We start from the raw sequence: 20797 nt of genomic DNA on the forward strand, positions 1-20797 counted from the left end.
CTCCTTTTTATGGGGTTGGTGCTGCGACAGTGCAGGTGAAGGTGAGAGTGCCGGTATAATCGCCGGAATGGACGGGTGCGTTTTTCAATTTGACCTTGCCATTGACAGTTTGTGTAGTGGAGGGCTTTCCTGCTTCAAAATCTTTAAAAGTTCCTCCGGTAGTGACGCCTGTTCCGGTGGTATCCACCGTATTATAGACATTGTATCCTATGATCCCGCCAGCGGCTGTGTCAATGGTAAAGGCTTCGCTCGTTCCATCGCCTTTTACTGTAACATTCAGATTTTTATCGGCTGGAATGACAACACCGGCTGCGCTGACGGTCAAATCTTTAATCAAAGCGTCACCGGTTGAATCCTTAGTCAATTTTCCGAAATCAACTTTTTCTGGAATGGTGACCGTGTAGGCATTATCGACTGCTGCGTTCACGGCTGAACCAGCGGTTGTGGCTGGCGAGACAATGGTGGGGTCTGCTGCCAGCGCGGGAGCGGCCAATGTCGCGGTGAGCAGGCAGGCAAGGGCCAGAGTGGTGAGTGTTTTTCTGATTTTCATTCTTTTATCCTCTCTTAGATTTTATTTGACGACCAGCTCGGTGTTGATGACGGCGCCGTTCATGGGGCTTTGGTCTTTCAGGCTGGTGGTGGTATAGGTGAGCGCCGCGGGGTAGGTACCGGGCGGCGGTGTGACGGTTAAGGCTGGGTTCTGGATGCCGGTGCCGGGTTTAAATTTGCCGGAATGCCAGAGCTCTTCGCCGGTGTCGGTCCGTGTGAGGGTGAGCTCAAAGGTGCAGCGGTTGCCCTCGGGGTTTTGGAACACGGTGTTCACCGTACCGGTGGCGCTGTCCACAGTTAAGGTGGGATAGCCGGGGATCTGGATGCCGTCTGGCGCGGTCTGTCCGGCTGGGGTGGGCGTCAGGGCGACCACGTTGGGCTCCAACGCCAACGGGTCGGGACGATGGGTCACCAGCCAGGCGATCACGCCGCCCGCAGCGGTCAGCAGTACCAGCAGCACAATAATCAGGATGTTTGTCTGTTTTTTCATGAGCTCCTCCTACTTGCTGTCCACCACGTTGACGGTGAAGGTCAGGGTGCCGGTGTAGCTGCCGCTGTACTTGATCTGGGTTTGGTCGAGGCGCAGGGTGCCGGATTGGGCGCTTGGTAAACTGCCGCCCGCGGCTTTTTCCCATTTATTTACAAGGGTCGCCCCTGCGGCATCTAAAGCACTACCTGTGGCACTGGCGCCTTGATAGACCTGATAATTCAGGGTGTCGCTTGAATCTGAACCGGTCAGCTGATAATCAGTGCCGGTGCTGGGACTGGTGCCGCCGTCTTTCACCATGACGCTCAGGCCGCGGCCGTCGGTCAGGTTGGTGAGGGTTGTCGGTATGACTTCAAAGGTTTTGTCGTTGTACTGCCCGCTCCCCGCTGGCTGGTAGGTTGGGCTGTCAAAATCCACTTTTTCCGGGATGGTGATGGTGTAGGTGGGCGGGGGCAGGAGGGTGGCGGTGTAGGTATTGGCCCGTGCCGCACTGTTTCGTTGGTAGTTCCGGCTGTAGGTGGTGCCGTCGTGGGTGACGGCAATTTCCGGATTGGTGGTGTTATTTGGCAGATAGAAATAGAGCTTGCCGCCATCCATAGTGGTGACATCTGTAGTGCCATAGTTGGTGGCGCCGTCAATGGTGACTTCATTCTCCACAGCAATTTCCATGCTTTGGCCGCCCTCGCCTACGGTGAGCGTGTTGAGATAGACGTCGTTCCCACTTCCGTCTGTCAGGGTGCCAGATCCGGAGCCGTTGGTGCCGTGGCCGATGGCTTCTGCGCCACTACCACCCATCGCCGCAATGCTGCCGCCGGTAATTTTGACATCTTCCCCAGATACCTGATAGCCACCGCCGATGCCCGCCGCACTGTCGCCGCCCGTGGCCGTAACGGTACCACCGCTGATGGTGACCGTTCCAAAATCGCTGCTGGTGTATTGGTCGCCGGTGCCGATGCCCGCCCCGTCGCCTTTAGCTACGACGCTGCCGCCGTTGATGGTGACCGCTCCGCCGGCTCCGCGATATCCTCCGCCGATGCCCGCCGCACTGTTGCAGCCAGCGGCCGTGACCTTGCCGCCGTTGATCGTGATATCTCCACCTGCACCGCTGGCTCCACCGCCAATACCGGCTCCGCCGCCTGTGCCTTGTCTCGATACAGCAATGGCATCGATTATACCGCCGTTGATGGTGACGGTACCGCCGGCTTTGTTATTACCGCCGCCGATACCCGCTGCAGCGTCAGCTCCGGTGGCAGTGAGTCTTCCCGTGTCGGGCACGCTGTCAATGGTGACGGACGCGCCTTCCGGCACGCCCAGTCCGGCAGCGAATGAGCCGCTCTTCAGGGTATTGCCACCTGAAAGCATCAGATTGACGTCCGCGCCTGTGCCCGCGCCTGTGCCTGCCTGGATACTAAAGGCGCAGGCATACGATTGGCTGTTCACGTCGATATTGACCCCGTTCAGGGTGATGGTCTTTTCCGTACCGCTCACCGGGTTACCGTTGTAGTCGCCCATGACAGTGACTGTGTTGGCAGTGGCTGATTCGGCTGTACCGCCGGTCAGGGTGTAATCGCCGGTGTAGGTCTTTTTGGCGCTTTCATCCGCGCTGCCTCCACGCATATAGCCGTCGCCCCAGATGTACAGGTTGCCTGAGCCCTGGGACAGGTCGATGTCGCCGGCAAAGGGTTTGAGCGTGGCTGAACCGCTTACACTCCCCTCATATCCTGTGCTGTCCGCGGTGACGGTGACCGGGGTGCCGTCCGTGATACTGTTGGGCAGGTAGAAATACAGCTTGCCCTCAGTGTCGGTGCGCACGTCCTTGATGCCGTAGGTGGGGATTGTAAAAGCATCGATAGCCGTATCCGTAACGGGACTTCCGCTACTATCCTGTAAGGTGAAGGTTTTGAGGGTGACGCTGTTGCCCTTGCCGTCTGTCAGGCTACCGCCACCGGCGCCGCCGTACGCTCCTCCTCCACCGATGCTAGATGCCTTGACGCTGCCGCCGGTGATAATGACGTCAGCGCCTTTTCCATCCCGGCCGCCGCCGATTCCCGCCGCGTAGTCGCCGCCCTTGGCGACGACCTTGCCGCCGCTGATGGTGACCTTGCCGCCAGCTTCCTTATTACCGCCTCCGATACCGGCTCCGCTCAGTCCATTTCCGGTGCCGCCTGTGGCGATGACCATACCGCCGCTGATGGTGACGTTTTTACCGGCTTCTCCATTGTTGCCGCCAATACCGGCAGCAGTGCTGCCGCCGTTGGCCGTGACACTGCCGCCGCTGATGGTGACATCGCTGTTGATGGCGGCTTTTTCATTTTCGCCACTAGCGGTAAGCGTCCCCCCGCTCACATTGAGGGTGCCGCCTTTGATGCCAGTCTCTGCTGTAACTTTGCCGTTCGTTACGGCAAGCGTGTTGGCCGTGATATTATGGGTATCAACGGTACCGCCGCTAACCGTCACCGAACCGGTGCCGCCGATGTTCTCACCTGTAGTCACCGTACCGCCGGTAATCGTTACCGTACCGGTGCCACTATTGATGTTTTTTCCAACCTTGACCGTACCGCTGCTAATTGTCATCAAACCGGAGCTGCTGATGTTCTCACTTGTGGTCACCGTACCGCCGCTAATCGCCACCGCAGTGGATCCACCTCCGATGCTGTTGGCCTCGACCTCGCCACCTTTGATCTCGACTGTTTGGTCGCCTTTATCACCCCAGCCGCCAATACCCATAACGCCGGTGGCCTTGACACTGCCGCCAGTGATGGTAATCTTACCGCATGAGTCATAATTGCCGAAGCCGATACCTGCCCCCACACTACCGCTGGTCGCCGTGAGGCTGTCTTTGCCGGCCGTGCCGCCGATGGTGAGGGCCGCGCCCTCCGGCACAAACAACCCGCCACCGTATCTGTTTTTCAAAGTATTCTCGCCTGACAGCGTCAGATTGACGCTCGCGCTTGTCTGGATATTAAAGGCGCAGGAAGACGATCCCCCACTCACCTCGATGTTAACCCCGCTCAGGGTAATGCTGGCATTTCCAGCGACCACAATGCGATTGCCGGTAGCCGTGCCGGGGTTGGTATTTTTGATGGTCAGATTCGCGCCGCCGTTGACGGTGAGCACACCGCTTGTGCTATCATAGCTATAATCTGTCCCCAACGTTCCACCCGTCACGGTAAAGTCGCCGGTTTCGCCCGCTGCCTTTACCTCTGTTGACCACAAAAACATTGCAGCCAGGGCGCAGAAAAATACGGCGGTGAGCAGGAGCCGCTTGTCTTTGAGCTTTGCCTTCATCTTCTATATCCTCTCTTGATCTCTCAGGTTATTTTAAGCTTTTTCAGGAATTTACGCCGTTAAGTTGGGAACTTAACGACAGCTTAAAGAGAATACTGATGTTTATTTCAAAAAACCTCCCCTATTTAGGGGTGGCTTAATTTCCTATTTTGTTTTTTATTTAACACTTGCAGATTTCTCACCCTTATGCTATTCTATTAATGATATTACTTATATTTTTGCCGTTAAGTTCCCAACTTAACGGCATTTTTTATTGCATTTAAAAATATTCGTTGATCTTTTCCATCTGCTCCCGCTTGAGCTTTGTCGCGCTGTGGCTATAGCAGTTCATGGTAAAGGCCACGCTGCTGTGGCCCAGCAGGTCGGACACGGTGCGCATGTCGGCGCCTGCCTCCAGGGCCCGGGTGGCGAAGCTGTGGCGCAGGCTGTGGAAGGTGACGCCTGAGCTCAGGCCGTGCTCGGCTTTCAGCTTATCGAAGCGGCGCTCGATGGTGCGCGGATCGTAGGCGCTGCCGCCCGGCGCGGCGATGAGGGGCGCGGCGGCTGGTTGCCCCTCGCGGTCTTCCATGTATCGGGCCAGTACTGCGACAAAGGCTCTGGGCAGGGGGATGTCCCGCCGGCTGCGCCGGGTTTTGGGCGTGGTATTCTTAAGGGGGGTGTGGCCGTCATGGCCGTCATAGACGCGCTGGCTGTTGCGCCGCACCCGCAGGACGGCGGCCTCCAGATCGATGTCTTTGTGCCGCAGGCCGGCCACCTCGCCCAGGCGCAGCCCGGTGGCCAGTGCCAGCAGCACGGCCATGTCCAGCGGGGCGGCGCTCTGTCTGAGCCGGGCGGTCAGGGCTTTCTGCTCGCTGTAGGTGAGCACTTCCTTTTCCTTTGGTTCCATGGTTATTTTGGGCATGTTGGACGCTTCGGCCAGCCCCTTTGCCTCGGCCTCCCTCAGGATGGTGTGCACATAGGTGAGGATATCCCGCACGGTTTTATGGGCCAGGCGCTCGGCCAGCTGCACACTGAAGGCTGGCAGCATGGCCCCCACCTCACTTATGGGGATATTCCCCAGAGAGGGCAGGATGTGAGCGCGCTCATAGCTTCGGTAGGTCTTGAGGCTGCTGCTCTTCACCTTTGGCACACGCCGGGACAGCCATTCTTTCATGGTTATTTTTTCGATCATTTGATCAGGCTCCTTTACTTTTTATCTGCCTTTGGACCGTTATACCCAAATGGCTTTTAACTTCATAATTTTTCCGGACACAAAATTAATCATGTACCTCCATTGTATCTTCATGTTTTTCTTAATTCTTAAGTTTTCTTTTTCTTGTACGACCGTTTACATAATAAAATGACTGTTTACATAATCACTGTTTACTCCTGATATTGGTTATATTAGAATAGAATTAACCGTTATCAGAAAGGAAATAGATATGAAAAAGAAACATTTGATCAGTCGGATTGTCGGTTTGGCACTTGCCGCAGCCCTGGCCCTGCCGGGCGCATCGGTTTTTGCGTCTGCTCTGCCTGAAGGGGCGGGCCTCTCCATGAATCTGGAACAGCACGGCGGTATTGTGATGGATATGGACAATCTGCCCAGTACTTCATCTGCACCCGTTCAAAACCGAATGGGCTATCCAGATAAATATGATCTGAGAGAAAAAGGCTTTTCCACCCCGGTAAAGTTCCAGAACCCCTGGGGCGCCTGCTGGGCCTTTGCGGGCATCAGCTCTGTGGAATCCAACCTTTTATCTGAAGGCAAAGCCTCCGCAGGTATCGATTTGTCTGAAAAGGCTGCGACCTGGTTCACCTATCAGGCGCAGAACACAACGCCTGAAAACAAGGAAGGAACCACCATTGTCTCAAAGAACGCCAATGAGCTATACGATGCAGGCGGCAATTTCTACGGGTTTGGCGCTCAGCTTTCTACCTGGTATGGGGCCAGCACAGAGAAGGAAATCCCATATCAAGGCGCTCAGGGAAATACCGTTATGGGTAAAGTCCCCAGCCATGATGGCAGCCTCTACGATGTCTCTTATTTTGACCCGAAAGACGACTGGTCTGTCCCTTACAGCCAGATCAATGACAATGCCTACCATCTGGAGGATATGGAGCTAATCATGGGCGCAGTAAACAGGGAATCCGGCAGCACCGATATGACCCAGGTTGGTGCTGTCGTAAACGCAGTCAAGGATAAAATCATGAGCAACGGAGCCGTCGCGGTAATGTTTAACGCTGACGAATCTAAGCCGGAGGATGTTACCGAAGAAAATCCCTCTCCCAGCCCTTACTTTAAGCGCGATACAAGCGCCTACTACCATGATACCTTTATGGCTCCCAACCACGGCGTGAGCATTGTGGGGTGGGACGACACTTTTACAGCCAATTCTGAGAATTTCACCACTGTACCGCCAGGAGCCGGTGCGTGGATTGTCAAAAATAGCTGGAGCGACAAATGGGGCACTGATGGGTATTTTTACCTGTCCTACTATGACGCCACTATGACCATGTACGCCAGCTGCACAGCCGACAGCGGCGAAATGGGCCTGTATGACTATGACAACAACTATCAGTACGACTATTTAGGTAACAAGAACGCCATTGCTGTAAATATTGATACGTTTGTCGGACAAATTGCTAAAGCCCAGAATATTCCTCTGAAGGTTGCCAACATTTTCACGGCGGACAAGGCTGAGGTCTTAAAGGCTGTGTCCCTTACCGCCAATGACGCCAACGCGACGGTTACCACGGAGATCTACCGCGTGCCAGATACCAGCAGTCCTATTTCTGGCGCTCCTGTATATACTCAGGAGGACACGTTCTCAAATACGGGCTACTACACCCTTGAGCTCCGATCTGAAACGCCTATTAGCTTAAAGGCCGGCGAGCATTTCTCCGTTGTCCAGACCATTACCTATCCAGACCACGACGGTGTCCCCATTGAGATAGGGTTGAAAAATGCTGCACCGGTTGATGTTAAGGACAAAAACGGGCAGACCGTCTACACTTACTATACTCAGCAGACAGCGACCAATGCGCCTGGACAGAGTTTTGTCTACGGCCTTAACACCTTGTTTACTGATCAGGCTGAAGCGCCGGTGCCGGTATGGAAGGATATTACCGATGAAACCATTACTAACGCATTTCAGGTGATACCTATTGGTGGGGATAACAAGGCCTACCCTGGTAATGTTATGATCAAGGCCTTTACAGTCGATCAGGACACGGCTCCGGCGGTCACTCTGGGCGGCGAGTCCTTTGACGCCCAGGGACAATCCCTCGGCAGCCAGAACGTCACCGACCTGGCCGCAGCCATCAGCCTGCCCAAGGGCGCGGCAGCCTTTAGCCTGAGCGCACAGACAGAGAATGGCGAGGCAGTTATTACAGTGGGCGGCGAGGCCTATGAGGAGGGCACAAAGCTTGACGCAGCAGTGCTAAACACCCCAGGTGCTGTGACCGTTGATACCACCTCGGCGCCCCGCGGCAACAACGGCGCTCATTATGTGCTGAATATGGCCGTAACCCCAGACACGCCTTCCGGCGGCGACCCCGGCACCGGTGAAGGCTCCGGCGCCACGCCCCCAGCCAATGATAACGGACAGAATGTTACCAGCGGCGGCAAAAACGTGGGAACAGGGCTCTTCGACACCACAGCAGGCATGGGTCTGACCATCGCGGCCGTCCTCCTGTTGGCAGCCAGCGGCGGCTTTATCCTCTACCGCAGAAACAGAAAAGCTTAACAGCTTTATGGATTAAGACATAAAAACAGCCCGGTTTTCACTATGTGGAAAACCGGGCTGTTTGCGCGTCTGAAAGGCTGTCAGGCAGATCAAACAGCTCGGGGGCAGACCCCGGGGCGTGGTTCCCTACCTTCAGGACTCCATACTCGCTTTGATTTCTTCTATTTCTTTTTCGCTTAAATCGGTGGCCCGGGCAATAAACGGAATCGGATGGTTCATCCGCACTAGTCTGCGTGTTTTTGAATAAAGGCTTCCAGTTTCTGCCGATTCTTTATTGACATGTAGGGCACGACGCCCCGTCGTGCCGCGGGGGCTGCCTGACGGCTTAATTCCCTACATAAACTTTCTCCAAAGGGCCAATCCTGCCAGGGCGACGAGTGTGAGCAGGGCGGCGGCCAGAGCTGTCTGCTGTCCGGTGAGGCCAGTGCCTGCATTGTCCCCGGGGTTCTGGCTGCTGTTGGCCGGGGGTTCGGACGGCGCCGGTTTCACACTGGGGGATGGCTCCGGATCGACGGGCTCTTCCGGCTCGGCCGTATCCGCGGCCATACGCTTAAAGACAAGGCTGGAGGTGTCTGAGGCGGACGCCATCACATAGTAATGTCCGCTGTAGGCGATGCCCCTGTAAAAAGTGCAGGACGCGGTGGGATAAAAACTGTCTTGTATGAAGACTGCCCCATCCGGGCTCATGCCGATGGTGTCCTGGCTGCTCTCGCTGGTACTTCTGTACCCTGTGATCAGGGCGCCGCTTTTGGTGCCGCCAAGAGCAGTGGTTCCGGTGGGCGCGGTATTCTCAGGTATGATGGTTTCCGCCCAGTTCTGACCATCGTACCGCCAGGTTTTTCTGACATCGATGAGCATGTATCCAACCAGCTGACTATACCCGTTGATGATAAGCTGCTCCCGGTCTGCACCGCCGACAGTAATATTGACATTGGACATTTTCTCGGGCAGGCAGGCGCCTTCCATTTGGCTGAGGCTGCCGGTTTCTGGATCGAGGGCATACAGGCCCGCGGTATCGGCAGCCTCCCATGGGTTTAGGCCGCCGACAATAACCAGCCTGTTCTGATAATTGATGAGGCCGCCGCACAAAGGATAATGGGTATCCACCCGATGGCCTTCATTCCAGGCGCCGGTTTCGGGGTCATAGGTATAAACCCACTGTTCGCCGCTGTCCTCGTCTGGCTGGTACTCACCCAAGGCGTATAATTTTCCCTCCCATGCGCAGAAGCCATTTAAATTATAGGGGACGTCTGGCAGACTGGCAAGCTTTTGCCAGACATTGCCCGGAATATCGTAGCACCAGAGCTCTGTGGCGTAATCGGTGATTCCGGCATAGTTGGATTCGTTGAATATGTCACTTCCCAGATAGTAGAGCTTCTGGCCTGTGGCGGCCATAAAACCGCCGGCAGTGCCTGCTTTTTCGAGTATGGAGCCCGTGTAATCCGGAGACTCGGCAGGCAGGGCCAGCGCCTGGAAGGCGGACTGGGCCGGACTGGCTGTAAATGAATGATAGCTTCTTCCCCAGCTGCCGTCTGACCGGGTGACGCGCACCTCGGTCATGCCCTCGGCTTCAAAACCCTCGGGCAGGGCTGCGGTGATATGGGTATCGGACCAGCTGGTAACGGTGGCTTCTGCACCGCCGATTTCTACCCTGCCCTGATCCTCGCCAAAGAAATAGCCGTCGATGGTAAGGCTGCCGGTATCCTGCACAAAATGTCTGGGCGCTGGATCGGGGTTCTGCCAGGCCTTGGCTGTGTCCAGGCTGCCGCCGCTGATACACTGGCTGTTCATGGCTGCGTTCAGGCTCCGATTGGCTCCGCCGCTGATCCGTGCGCTGATTTTTCCGGCGTCCTCATCGGGATAGGCGGCGGACAGCAGGGCAACCGCACCCGTAACCGCGGGCGCTGCCATGGAGGTGCCGCTCATGGTGCCGTAAGGCACCTTACGGCTGCCGATACCTACGGTGTCCATATAGGTGGGGACATTGGTGTCGGAAGCTTCATACAAATCGATCTCGATCTGGAAGGGGGTGTCCACCCACCCGGCTTCAAGCGCTGCCGTGTTGTTAACCCAGTCGCCATCGGTGATGGAGAGAACGCTGCCATCCTCATTGTAAAAGCCGGCGCAATTATAAAGCTTTGGCGTGTAGGTCTTTTGATCTGCAAGGTTGTGAATATAAACCTCAACGGCGCTGAAATCCGAGGCGGTAGCTGTAAAGGAGAGACTCAGCCCTTCCTGCGGCGCCCCCAGGGTAATGGGGGCGGAGATGATCCGGGTGACTTTCTGCTTCCCTGGGTTTATGTCCAGGGCGCTGGCGCCATAGGCCACCTTATCCGGCCCGGCTGCGATAAAAGGCTCGCCCAGCTTGTATTCCTTCGTATCATCATAAGCATAGAAGGTAAGGGCGTTGCCATTGGCGTCTGGGATATCGGCCTTGTCGGTGGCACTGTTTTCTTTCTCGAAGCCTGTATAAACAAGACTGTCCCGGCTCAGCAGGCTGTTGTACTCTGCCTTATCCTGAGGAAGGGTGGACAGGGCACGGACGCCGGGGGCATAAATGTCGGTGCTGTAGGCGCCGTAATTGGAAAAGGAGGCGGGACGACCGTACTCATCCATGGCGTTGACATTGAGGGCGTAGGGGCTCTGGGCTGAAGAGAGGCTGGTGCGCGGATTTTCGTCCGTGTTCTGGGCATTATTCCCCGAAGAAAAAACCGAGACGACGCCCTTTTTCCCCAGCTCATCCACAGCGGCCCTGACGGCGCTACTGATATATACGCCGCCCCAGGAATTGTTGACAGCCCTGAGGTTTACTCCCAGATCACATGCCTTGGACAGGTAAGCGTAGGCCCTGACGGCCCAGCCCACATTGCCGTTTCCGTTCTGATCCAGATATTTGAGGGCCATGAGGCGCAGATCAGCACAGACACCCTGGGTTCCCTGGCTGTTCCAGGACGCGCCGATAACGCCTGCACAGTGGGTGCCATGTCCGTTGTCGTCACTGGTGTTCCGGGTATCGTCATAGTTGGCGTTGGTGACCATGCCGTACGCTCCCCCGCCCATGGCGGCAAGCTCAGGGTAATCAAGCCCCCTGTCCCACATCTGCGGGGCCAGATCGGGGTGGGTGGCGTCGATGCCTGAGTCGATAACGGCCACCACAACCTCCTCGCTGCCCTTCTCACCAGACTGGTACAGCGGCGCGATATTCAGGTCGGCGTGATTCTGGCGCCTGTTGGCAAGCCCCCACTGCTGGGCGCTCATATCCTCATAGGTGTTTTCATCCACGGCGTTTGCCTTCAGGATGTAATTGGGCTCGGCAAAGCGCACGGCCGGGTTTTCACTCAGTTGCTCAATGAGGGTTTCGGTGCTGCTGCCGTCCTGTGTTTTGACAAGGACAAGCGTGTCTTCTGTCTGGGGCTCTGCGGCGCGCAGCATCGCCGGGACGGCTTCTCCTGCGTTCTGGCTACTGTCCAGGTTCATGAGGGTCTCAGCGCTGTAGGAGGGCCCGGCGCTTCGGCGCTGGGCTCTGCCAGATAAGGCTCCGGCTCCGCCGCACACGCAGACAATGGCCTCGCCCTCCACATAGTCGGTTCCCGGGGTTCCGTAGTCTGCCGGACTGCTCTCCTGCGCCAGGGCTGGCAGTGGCAGGGCTGAAAATGCCATGAGCAGGCTGAGCAGTATGCCTAAAAATCGTTTCTTCATTTCTTCTCCTTAATGACGGTATTCATTCTATTGTTTTTTATAGGCCAGACCGCAGATCGCAAACAGTGCCAGCAGCCCTGCGCACAGGGCTGCGGACAGGGTGCTGTCCTGAATAATGCCGGTTTTTGGGCTGTCTGCTCCCGGGTTGATGGCCGGGGTGCCCTTGACGGTGACCTCGGCGGTGGCAACGGCGGTGCCTGCTTTAGCGGTGATGGTGGCCTTACCGCCGGAGATGGCAGTAACGTTGCCGTCTGCGTCCACGTTGGCAATTTCGGGGTGGTCGCTTTCCCAGAGCACGGTTTTATTCACAGCGCTCTCGGGGCCGGTCTGGGCGGTGAGCTTTCCGGTTTCGCCCTTGTTCAGGGTGAGGGCGGCCGGGCTGATGCTCAGAGTTTCCACGCCCTGGGCGGTGATGGTGATGGTGCAGCTGGCTGTAACGGTCATGTCGGCATCGCTGGCTGCGGTCAGGGTGACCACACCGGGCTTTAAGGCGGTGAGCACTGGAACGCTCTCGCCGTTCTGGCTGAAGGTGCTGTCCAGGCGCACACTGTCCACATCCCCGGTTACACTCCAGTTGATCCGGGTGCTTGACGGGCTGTCGGCCCCGGTGAGGCGGGCGGTCAGGGTGACGGGCTGCTCTGGTGCGTCTTTTGTGAGCAGGACGTTTTTTTCACTGTCGCTCAGGCTGATGCCAGTGGGGTAGTCGGTGGCAAAGCCGCCGGTCCGGGCGATGTTGTTTTCGACACAGGCGGTGGCCGCGAAGGTCCAGCAGGCGGATGTGGCTCCCTGATTACGCACCGGGGTAAGGGTGCTGGTATCCCTCAGGTCAAACCTGGCGGGCAGATCTCTCGCTGGGGCCTGGGCGCTGCCGGAGTCTTTGATGGAAAGGGCCACCGCGCCGTTGACGGAGGCGGTATCCTCCCCGGTGATCTCGACATTCTGCAATGCTCCCTCAGGAAGTGTCTGCGAAGCCGCCTCTGTTTTCTGGTCTGCCGCTTCGGTGTTTATGCCGCTTTCGGTATAGGCGTGGGTATTGACGTCACAGGTATAGGCTCGGATATTGGGGAAGATGGTTTTTTTTCCAACGTCCTCGGTCATACCGTTTAAGGTTATGAAGGCCACATCGCTCCTGGGCTGTACCCCGCTGGTGGTTCCCTCTTTTCTCAGGCTGACGCCAATGCTGGTGCTCTGTCCCGGTACGGTACTCTCAACCCTCACGTTAATGTCAAAGGTGCCGCCCTGTGGGATGGTAATGGACTGGTTCAGCCGTTCGGTGTAGAAGCCTGGGTATTTCTTGACGCCCTCGGCCACTTTTTTCGTCTCGCCGTTCTGGGTCACGCTGATCTCGTACCTTGTATTGGCTGTGCCGGTCACAAAGGACACGGCTTTTAGTAGCTCTGGCGCTTCCTTTTCGTTGACAAACCGCTCGGTGGCTGTGAAGGCATCGCCCAATGTCCAGAAATCAAAAGTGCCGTAAGGATCGTTGATGTACTGGTGGTTATAGTTGTCGGGCATATCGTCGGCCATGTAGACGGTCGGGTTATTGTTCAGCATAAAGGCATCCTCGTAAGACAGGTAAAAGTACCCCTGCTCACCTGCGTTATCGCCCCAGGAATTTTTAACAATAAAGGCTCCGTCACTTTCGGGCTGCGGGATGCTTACATCTTCGTAGCCCCAGGCTTTTGCCAGCTCTGGGCATCCCTTGAAATTCTCTTTACTGTAGGCATCGTCCCAGCCCACAATGGTGACGATGTGGCCGCCGTCGTGACCCTTTATTTCATAATCGTAGTTATTCTTATCTACGTACAGGTTTACCTTGTCCAGGGTCCAGTAGGCATTGGCAGACATGATGTAGATATCGGCCGCGCCGTAGCTGTACACGGCGTTTTTAATGTGCTCGATGCTGCTCTGACGTTGGTCATTGGGCAGGTACAGTGCGTTCTGGACATGGTACTCGGCCTGTCCGGAATGGTTCTGATAATTAAAAGGGCCGGTTTCACTAAAGGGATCCAGTCTTTCACTGACAGGCCCGTTCCAATGGGAATAATAGGCCATGGACATGAGGAAATGTCCGCCGCCCTCTAAGCCCCAATCCCAGGCGTAGTCGCTGCCGGTGTCACTTTTATCGGTCAAGGCTGTGAGCATGTTCATCTCGGACATATCCAGGCTTTTAACTGCGCTTTCCTCCATCTCTCTGGTCAGGCTTAAGGTATAGGGCTGAACCTCGGAGGCGCTGCCGTCCATGCCGGCTACCTTTACCAGGTATCTGCCCGAGGCCGCCTTGTAGCGGATACTCTGGCTCTTTCCCGCATAGGCGGATTCCTTGAGGATATTGCCCTTTTCGTCGCAGAGGGTCAGGCTGAAGGATGCGCCGTCGGGCGGTGTCAGGGTCAGGCTGAGCTTTGCGCTGTTTTCCAGTGTAAAGGCGTAAACATCTACATCCTCGGGATTGTGGATGGTGCCCTCAAGCCTGCCTGGAAAGCTGAATGCTGTGGCGGCGGTGATGCTGTTGTTGGGCTCATAGCGGTCACCTATCCCCTGGCCGGCTTCATAGGCAAAGGTGCGCACGTCGCCGGGCAGCACATCGCTGCGGCCGGGCATCAGGCTGCCGACTTTGAGGGTGGTGGTCTGGCTGATGGTGACGGGTCCGGTATAGACGGCTCCGTTGGTGGCCGAAGGCTCGCTGCCGTCTACGGTATAGCGGATTTCTGCGCCCGGCGTCGCGCAGCTCAGGGTAACCGGGGTGCCGGTTTCTACCCGCCCCGAAGGCACACTGGCACTGACGGCGCCAGTCTTAACCTGATATTCCCAGGTGCTCACCGGGGAATAATTTCCACTGCTCTGTACTGTACAGGCCTTGAGCGTGGTCTTTTGGGTCATGGTGATGGGCTCGGTATATTCCATGCCGTTTTTGACCGGATCGCTGCCGTCCAGGGTGTAACGGATCTCGGCGTTTTCATCGGCAGTACTCAGACGAACGGTGTCACCATAAAGCAGTATGCCTGAACGGGGTTCGGCAGCAGCTCCTTCCATGATTTCAGTAGTGATGCCCGCAAAGTGAACATTGGGGCCGAAGGCCACAGGGGTGACGCTGTCGTCGCCCTTAATCAGGCTCCAGCTGGCCGCGCCGCCGCCGGGCAGGGCTTCTGGGGCATTTGGTGTCTGGAACAGCCGACCGACCTGCACGCCGTCCAGGTTTGAGGGCTCCTGGGCGTTGCCGGAAAGGCTGTAGGGCCCGGAGGGCTCTCTGAGGTACAGGGCCAGGTTATAGTTGGTGATGAGTTCATCCATATCGGCCACTGTTTTTCCTTCGCCCATGTAACCAATGGAAACAAGGGCGTCTTCGATATCTTTAAGCCTGGTACTGCCATCATTGACATCTGTGATGGTCTGATAGATACTGTCGCCTCCGCCTTCCAGATCCTGGGTCTGGTGAGCCAGATACCGGCCAAAAAGGTACCAGCTGCCGTAGGGGATTCCAGCCTCGCTCCCACCTGGGACATACCATTCTTTAAAGATAAAAGGATGTGTGTACCCTTTGTCCTGTGTCCAATTGATGAAGGCTGGCACCTCATAGACGGTTTCGGTGCTGGCCAGCCCGGCGATGGCAATGGCGCTCTGGGAAAAGGTCTCGTTAAGCCAGCTGTCGCTGTCGCCTCCGGTCTGGGCATAGTTGATGAGGTGCTGGAGCTCGTGGGCCAGGGTGGACAGTGTGGTCATAACATTGGATGTGTTCTTAATGTTCATGTTCAACATATCCATCACATTGCCGGTAGCCCACTCGGCCTGCTCTTTTGTGTAGAGATCAGCCGCATAGAAATAGCCCGCATTGCCGTCCATGGGGTAGAATATAAAGGCGGTTTTGCCGTCCTGGTCTACGTCTGCATTGCTCCATCCACCAAAAGCATTCTCCAGCGGATCGTGGATGAGGGTATCGATGGCATCGGCGTAATCCTGGGCAGCTTCATCGCTCAGCTGGTCGCGGTGGGCGGTATCCCGCCAGATGGTACAGGTTTTTCCGACGGCGGCCACCTCGGCGGTAAAGCTGCCGCTGCCGTCTGCGTAATAATCGGAATAGATGGTTTTGGTGTCCCCTGTTTTATATTCCTCTGGCTGAGCGTTTCTGGGCTCTGGCGCCCGGGAAAGTTCCGGGTAATCATGCTGTGGCAGTGCCATGGTCAGGCAGCGCGCGTCCCTGTTTTCCGGCTCTTCGATGTGTGTGCTGTCTGCTGTGCTTCCCGGTCTTCTCCCGAATGCACTGGATGGAATACCGGTGTTCTGTGTTTTGGCCAGCTCCTCGTCTGAGCCAATGCCCAGATTCAGGTTTTCGGCCATGATCACTTTTCCCTCGTAATTGGGGCCGGTTTTATCCACCACTGCGGCCTGCTGTGCCAGCGCTGGTGTGGCTAACAAAATGGTGAGCAGCAGGGTAAGCAGCAGAACCGTTGATGTTTTTTGCTTTTTCATCGTTTTCTCCTTATATTCATTGTTCTAAATTATTTTTATTATATCATAATTCAAACCATTTCTTTATACCGTTTAAACCGAGTAACGACCGTTTGCATAGTCTTTGTTTACAGGCCTGTTTATTTAGCATAAAATAGAAACAGATTATTGAGTAAAGGAGTGTTTCATATGGACTTACTGAAAAACGGGTGCCGCCGGCACGGTATTCTCGCTGCCCTTGTTCTCGGTGTTGCCGCCATTGCGGTTCTTTTTGGATTTGAGGTACTTTTAATCCGAGGCCTTGGGCTGCCTGGTATTTTATCGGCCACGGCCATACGCTTTATTCTGGGAGCCCTTATGATTTTACTGCTCCTGAAGCTTGAGGTTGCAGAAAAGCTGGGCTTTACCGGAAAGGGACTTGGAAAATCCCTTTTACTCGCCTGGCCCTTTTTTCTACTTTTTGCTGGCATTCTGGCACTTTCGTTTATCTCTGCCAATGTTTCGGACAAAGGGATTAGCTGGAGCTGGCTGCTGGCTCAAATTGTTTTTATGACCTCGGTTGCTTTCTTTGAAGAGCTGGTCTTTCGGGCTGGCGTGGTCAACCTTGTTAAGAACGGCCTGGGCGCCTCCCGCAGTTCATCCATCAAAACAGCGGTGATCGCCGGACTTATTTTTTCTCTGGCCCACTGCCTTAACCTCATCGGCCAGGCAGATCTCTCCTACACCCTGACTCAGGTGATCAGCAACTTTGGCATGGGCCTGTTTCTCTCCACGATTTATCTGCGCACAGGCAATCTTGTGGGGCCGATGATTTTTCACGCGGTCAATGACATTGTCCCAGCGGTGGCTGTCGAGTATCTTGCTGGCTCACCGTCTGCTTCGGCAGGCGCTGCAGGCGGTGTCAGCCCCACTGTTCTGGTCACCTTTGTGCTTTACGTGGGCCTCAGTGCCTTTTATCTGCGGCGTGTGGGTAAAAAACAATCATAAGCCACAATAAGCCACTAAAAAACCCCCGCAGTACAGCTGTACTGCGGGGGTTTTCAGGTTTAACCTTTTCTTCTGCGGTAGAGTACCAGGCCGCCGCCTGCTGCCAGCAGCAGAAGCGCCGCGGCGGTCAGGGCAATGCCTGAGGCGCCGCCAAAGAGGCCAGTTCCCGCGTTTGATCCGTTTCCAGTAGTGCCGCTATCTGCGGGCGCCGCTGTCGGGGATGGGTTCACACTGGGGCTTGGCTCCGGCGGTGTGGGCTGGTCACCGGACGGGTCGCCAGTCGGGCCGGTATAGTCCACGGTGGTGGAGCGGAATACCAGCGGTTCTGTGTCTCTTCCAGTATAGCCTAAAACATAAAACTGGTTGCCTGAGGCCGCGCCAATGTTCTGGGTGGTCTTGGTCTGGCTGTAGAGCTTGCCGGCATCGCCTGCCCAGGCTTTGTCTTTGGCGTTAAAGCTCCAGGTGTCCATCATCTCGGCTTTGTCCAGGTCTTTAACCGGGCCCACTGCCAGCATGCCGTTGTTGTTGAGAGCGGTATAGGCTGCGTCAAGGGTCTGGTTGGCATCAAACTGCCCGGCGGCCGGAAAGCTGTCGTCATAGGTGTTCCAGCTGCTGCCGTCGTAGCTTAAGGTATTGTCATAGGTCTTTTGATCTGGATTCAGCAGCCCGTTGTTGCCGCCGTGAACCATGAGTGTACTGCCCGATGCGCTGACCGTTGCTCCGCTGCGGCCTTCTGGCATATCCTTCAGGCTGCCGGTGGTCGCACCGGTTTCTGGATTGATGATGAGCACGCTGTTTTTAGCGGTCGATGTCACGCCGTTATCTGTTACGGTAATATCATCGCCGCCGACGGCCAGCAGCTTATCGCCGTAGACTACAAGCTTTTCGGTGCCGCCCAGCTCTGTGTCCACTGTTTTCCAGGTGGCTGCTGACGGGTCATAGGTGCCAATCCGGACAATATCTTTTGTGGTTTCTTTTCCGTCTTTAATCACTTTTTCCTGTGCACTGTACAATAAGTAGAACTTCGTTTTCCCCGCGGTCATTGAATAAAAGGACAGGTTTGGCGTTTCTACCATATTTTCTGGCAACGAAACGGGCTTTTCATCCCATTTTCCTGCCGCGATGTCATAAACGGACATCTTAAGTTTGCTGCTTTCCAGTATAATTCCCAGATAGGCCAGCTTGTTTTCGGTGGCTGCCATGGTCAGAGGATACAGGTCGGCTGATCTGAGGTCGTAATCACCGAATTCATCGAGCTTAAGATCTGGGGCTGCCAGGGTGCTGTAGCCTTTAACATAGGTACTGACCTCGAAAATATTCCGTCCGTAATCTTTATTTTCCGGCGTGACAATAACCTCCTGTTTTCCCTTTATGCCCTGGGGCATGGTAAAAGTGATGGTGTTATCTGCCCATCCGGTAATAGCTGCGTTTTGTCCGCCAACGCTGACGGTTCCCTGTGTTCCAAAGAAATAGCCTTTAAGGGTGGCTGTATCGCCGTCGATGGTCAGATCATTGAGGACTGGAACGCATTGTGTATCGTCAAAGGCGGCTCCAGCATCCACAAAGCCCTGGGAAACGGACGCGTTTTTCAGATCCTCCTGAGCTTCTTCGCGGTTGACACCGCCCTTGATGCGTGCGCAGACTTCTTCTGCGCTGTCAAATTTCGTGGACAGCAGGGCCGCAATCCCGGTGACCACTGGGGTGGCCATGGAGGTACCGTCGGAGTAAAAATAGTCGGAGGCTTTTTTACCAAAGCCCACATCGTCCAGACGGAAGGTGGCGGTATCGGCTGTCTTTCCGCTCATTACGCCCTGCTGCCCTTCTTCGGCCGGCTTGGGGATGAGACGTAAGACGACCTCATTTTGTGCTTCTGGGTTCTTATATTCCATAAAATCAGGCAAGTTGACTTCCTGGGTCGACTGGTTCCAGTTGTGGTCAGACAGGCGCAGACGGGCAGGTAAATAGCTGACTGGATCTTTTGTCAATACCTGAGTTGAATCAATGCCCTGCCAATTCCCGTCCTTATCCTGATACTGGAGCAGGAAGGTCTGGCCGTACATGGCGTTGTCACAGCCTGCCTGGAATGCGATATTGAAAAGCGCGTTTGTATCAATGCTCTTTAATTCATCCCGGTTAAAGACCATCTCAATGGCGAAAGCCTCATCATTTTGGATGCTGTCTAAAGAAATCTGCAGGCCTTTGTCACTGGCATAGCCAGGGGATAAAACGGATGATTTTGCTGTTTCAACAACTTTACCGTCTGCGTCCAAAAGGCGCAGACCCACCCTTGATGTGTTCTCAAAATCTTCATAGAAATAAGAATCCCCATCCTCCTGTATCTGCGGCAGATACTGCACAGGCATGACGTGTGTGTTCATGGGATGCGCTGCATCCGTAAAGGTGGTGGTGGTCGATAAAATCTGGCTGCCGGGTGCAAAAACATCCACGGTTTCTTTACCATAGCAGGAGAAAAAGCTGCGATAGCCCTCGCTGTCCATGGCGCCAACGGTTACCACATAGGGGCTGTTGACAATGCCGCCGCTGTTCAGGTCGTTGTTGGTATTGGAGTTGCCTGCCGCAAAGCAGGAAACCACACCGTAATCTCTGCCGATGGCAGTGGCTGCCGTGGAAACAGACCGCAGCTGCCGGCCCTCAACGGCGCTGGGGCCCCAGGAATTATTGATGGCGACCACGTTCACGCCAGCCTTTGCTGCTGCCTGGATATAGGCGTAACCGCGGATGGCTCCGGCCATATCGCTTCCAGACTGGCCGAGAAAGCGTACGGCCATGATCTGGGCGTTTGGGCTGACACCGGCAACGCCGATATCGTTATCCCACTCGGCGGCAATGATGCCCGCGCAGTGGGTGCCATGGCCAGTATCTGTGTCCATGGGATCTTTGCTATCCTCACCTGTAATAGCATTGTAACCATACTCACCACCGCCCATATCAGTAAGAGATTTGTAATTCAAGCCGTCTTTCCACATAATATTTTCAAGGTCAGGGTGGTGATAATCCACGCCGCTGTCCAGCACGGCGACCACGGGGGTATTGCCTGTTGTATCAACTGCTTTCCACGCATCTGCAGCGTTGATATCCGCCGACGGAATGCTGGTGCTTCCGGGATTCAGTTGATTTTTTAAAGCCCACTGGTAAGTATAATCCGGGTCTGTTGGCTCATTTACACCATAAGCCTCCACAAAATAGTTCGGCTCTGCAAATTCAACATTGGGGTTGTTTTGCAGGTCCGCGATCAGGCTTTCGGTGTCCTGGCCGCTTTTTACCAGCACCAGGCTTTTGCCCGTTTGGGCGGCTGCGCTGCGCAGCATGGGGCTGTTTTCGGCCGCGGGCTCTGCCGCTGCCTCTACGGTCATGAGCTCCTCGGTCTCGTAGGCTGAGGCGCTACGGCTACGGCTGTTTGTATTGTTCAGCGCTGCTGCGCCGCCGTCAACATAGACGATGGCCTCGCCCTCGGCGTAATCTACACCGGGTGTTCCATAATCTGCCGGACTGTCTTCCTGGGCCAGCACTCCTGCCGGCACGGTGGAAAAGACCATAAGCAGACTCAGCATAATGCCTAAAATTCGCTTTTTCACATGATTCTCCTCTCAGG

At 55.7% G+C, this 20797-nt stretch carries 9 protein-coding genes; 2 read left to right on the forward strand and 7 right to left on the reverse strand.

Annotation, left to right across the window (positions count from 1 at the left end):
- Nucleotides 1-7: 7 nt before the first annotated feature.
- The 4 genes from FYJ53_RS13350 to FYJ53_RS13365 form a co-directional block, all read right to left on the reverse strand.
- Entirely contained in the window at nucleotides 8-550 is a 543-nt protein-coding gene (locus FYJ53_RS13350) for a hypothetical protein (RefSeq protein WP_013379554.1), read from the reverse strand.
- A gap of 21 nt (nucleotides 551-571) precedes the next feature.
- Nucleotides 572-1039, reverse strand: coding sequence for a hypothetical protein (locus tag FYJ53_RS13355; protein ID WP_013379553.1), 468 nt, complete (start codon nucleotides 1037-1039; stop codon nucleotides 572-574).
- Between the two features lie 9 nt (nucleotides 1040-1048).
- Nucleotides 1049-4324, reverse strand: coding sequence for a hypothetical protein (locus tag FYJ53_RS13360; RefSeq protein WP_148428642.1), 3276 nt, complete (start codon nucleotides 4322-4324; stop codon nucleotides 1049-1051).
- A 259-nt stretch (nucleotides 4325-4583) separates the two neighbouring features.
- A complete protein-coding gene (locus FYJ53_RS13365; protein WP_013379551.1) occupies nucleotides 4584-5495 on the reverse strand; it encodes a site-specific integrase in 912 nt (303 codons plus the stop codon).
- A gap of 250 nt (nucleotides 5496-5745) precedes the next feature.
- Between FYJ53_RS13365 and FYJ53_RS13370 the strand changes: the two genes are divergently transcribed.
- On the forward strand, nucleotides 5746-8052 hold the full coding sequence (locus FYJ53_RS13370; protein WP_013379550.1) for a C1 family peptidase: 2307 nt from the start codon (nucleotides 5746-5748) through the stop codon (nucleotides 8050-8052).
- A gap of 333 nt (nucleotides 8053-8385) precedes the next feature.
- Here the strand turns inward: FYJ53_RS13370 and FYJ53_RS13375 are convergent, their stop codons facing one another.
- Together FYJ53_RS13375 and FYJ53_RS13380 are read right to left on the reverse strand one after the other, a co-directional pair.
- The gene (locus FYJ53_RS13375) at nucleotides 8386-11751 is read right to left on the reverse strand and encodes a S8 family serine peptidase (protein ID WP_148428646.1); all 3366 of its coding nucleotides are present in this window, start codon (nucleotides 11749-11751) and stop codon (nucleotides 8386-8388) included.
- A 27-nt stretch (nucleotides 11752-11778) separates the two neighbouring features.
- Nucleotides 11779-16218: a chitobiase/beta-hexosaminidase C-terminal domain-containing protein gene (locus FYJ53_RS13380; protein WP_148428648.1), complete on the reverse strand. Its 4440-nt coding sequence runs from the start codon at nucleotides 16216-16218 to the stop codon at nucleotides 11779-11781.
- A 168-nt stretch (nucleotides 16219-16386) separates the two neighbouring features.
- On the opposite strand from FYJ53_RS13380, the gene FYJ53_RS13385 reads away from it, so the two are divergent.
- Nucleotides 16387-17184, forward strand: a complete 798-nt coding sequence (locus tag FYJ53_RS13385) for a CPBP family intramembrane glutamic endopeptidase (RefSeq protein WP_013379546.1) — start codon at nucleotides 16387-16389, stop codon at nucleotides 17182-17184.
- A gap of 59 nt (nucleotides 17185-17243) precedes the next feature.
- Here FYJ53_RS13385 and FYJ53_RS13390 read toward each other — a convergent pair whose 3' ends face one another.
- Nucleotides 17244-20780 carry a S8 family serine peptidase gene (locus FYJ53_RS13390; protein WP_070081197.1) on the reverse strand — a complete coding sequence of 1179 codons (3537 nt, stop codon included), beginning with the start codon at nucleotides 20778-20780 and terminating at the stop codon, nucleotides 17244-17246.
- Between the last annotated feature and the right edge of the window lie 17 nt (nucleotides 20781-20797).

This window comes from Eubacterium sp. BL-380-WT-2B, from assembly GCF_009696115.1.
In the GTDB taxonomy this organism is placed as follows: domain Bacteria; phylum Bacillota; class Clostridia; order Eubacteriales; family Eubacteriaceae; genus Eubacterium; species Eubacterium callanderi.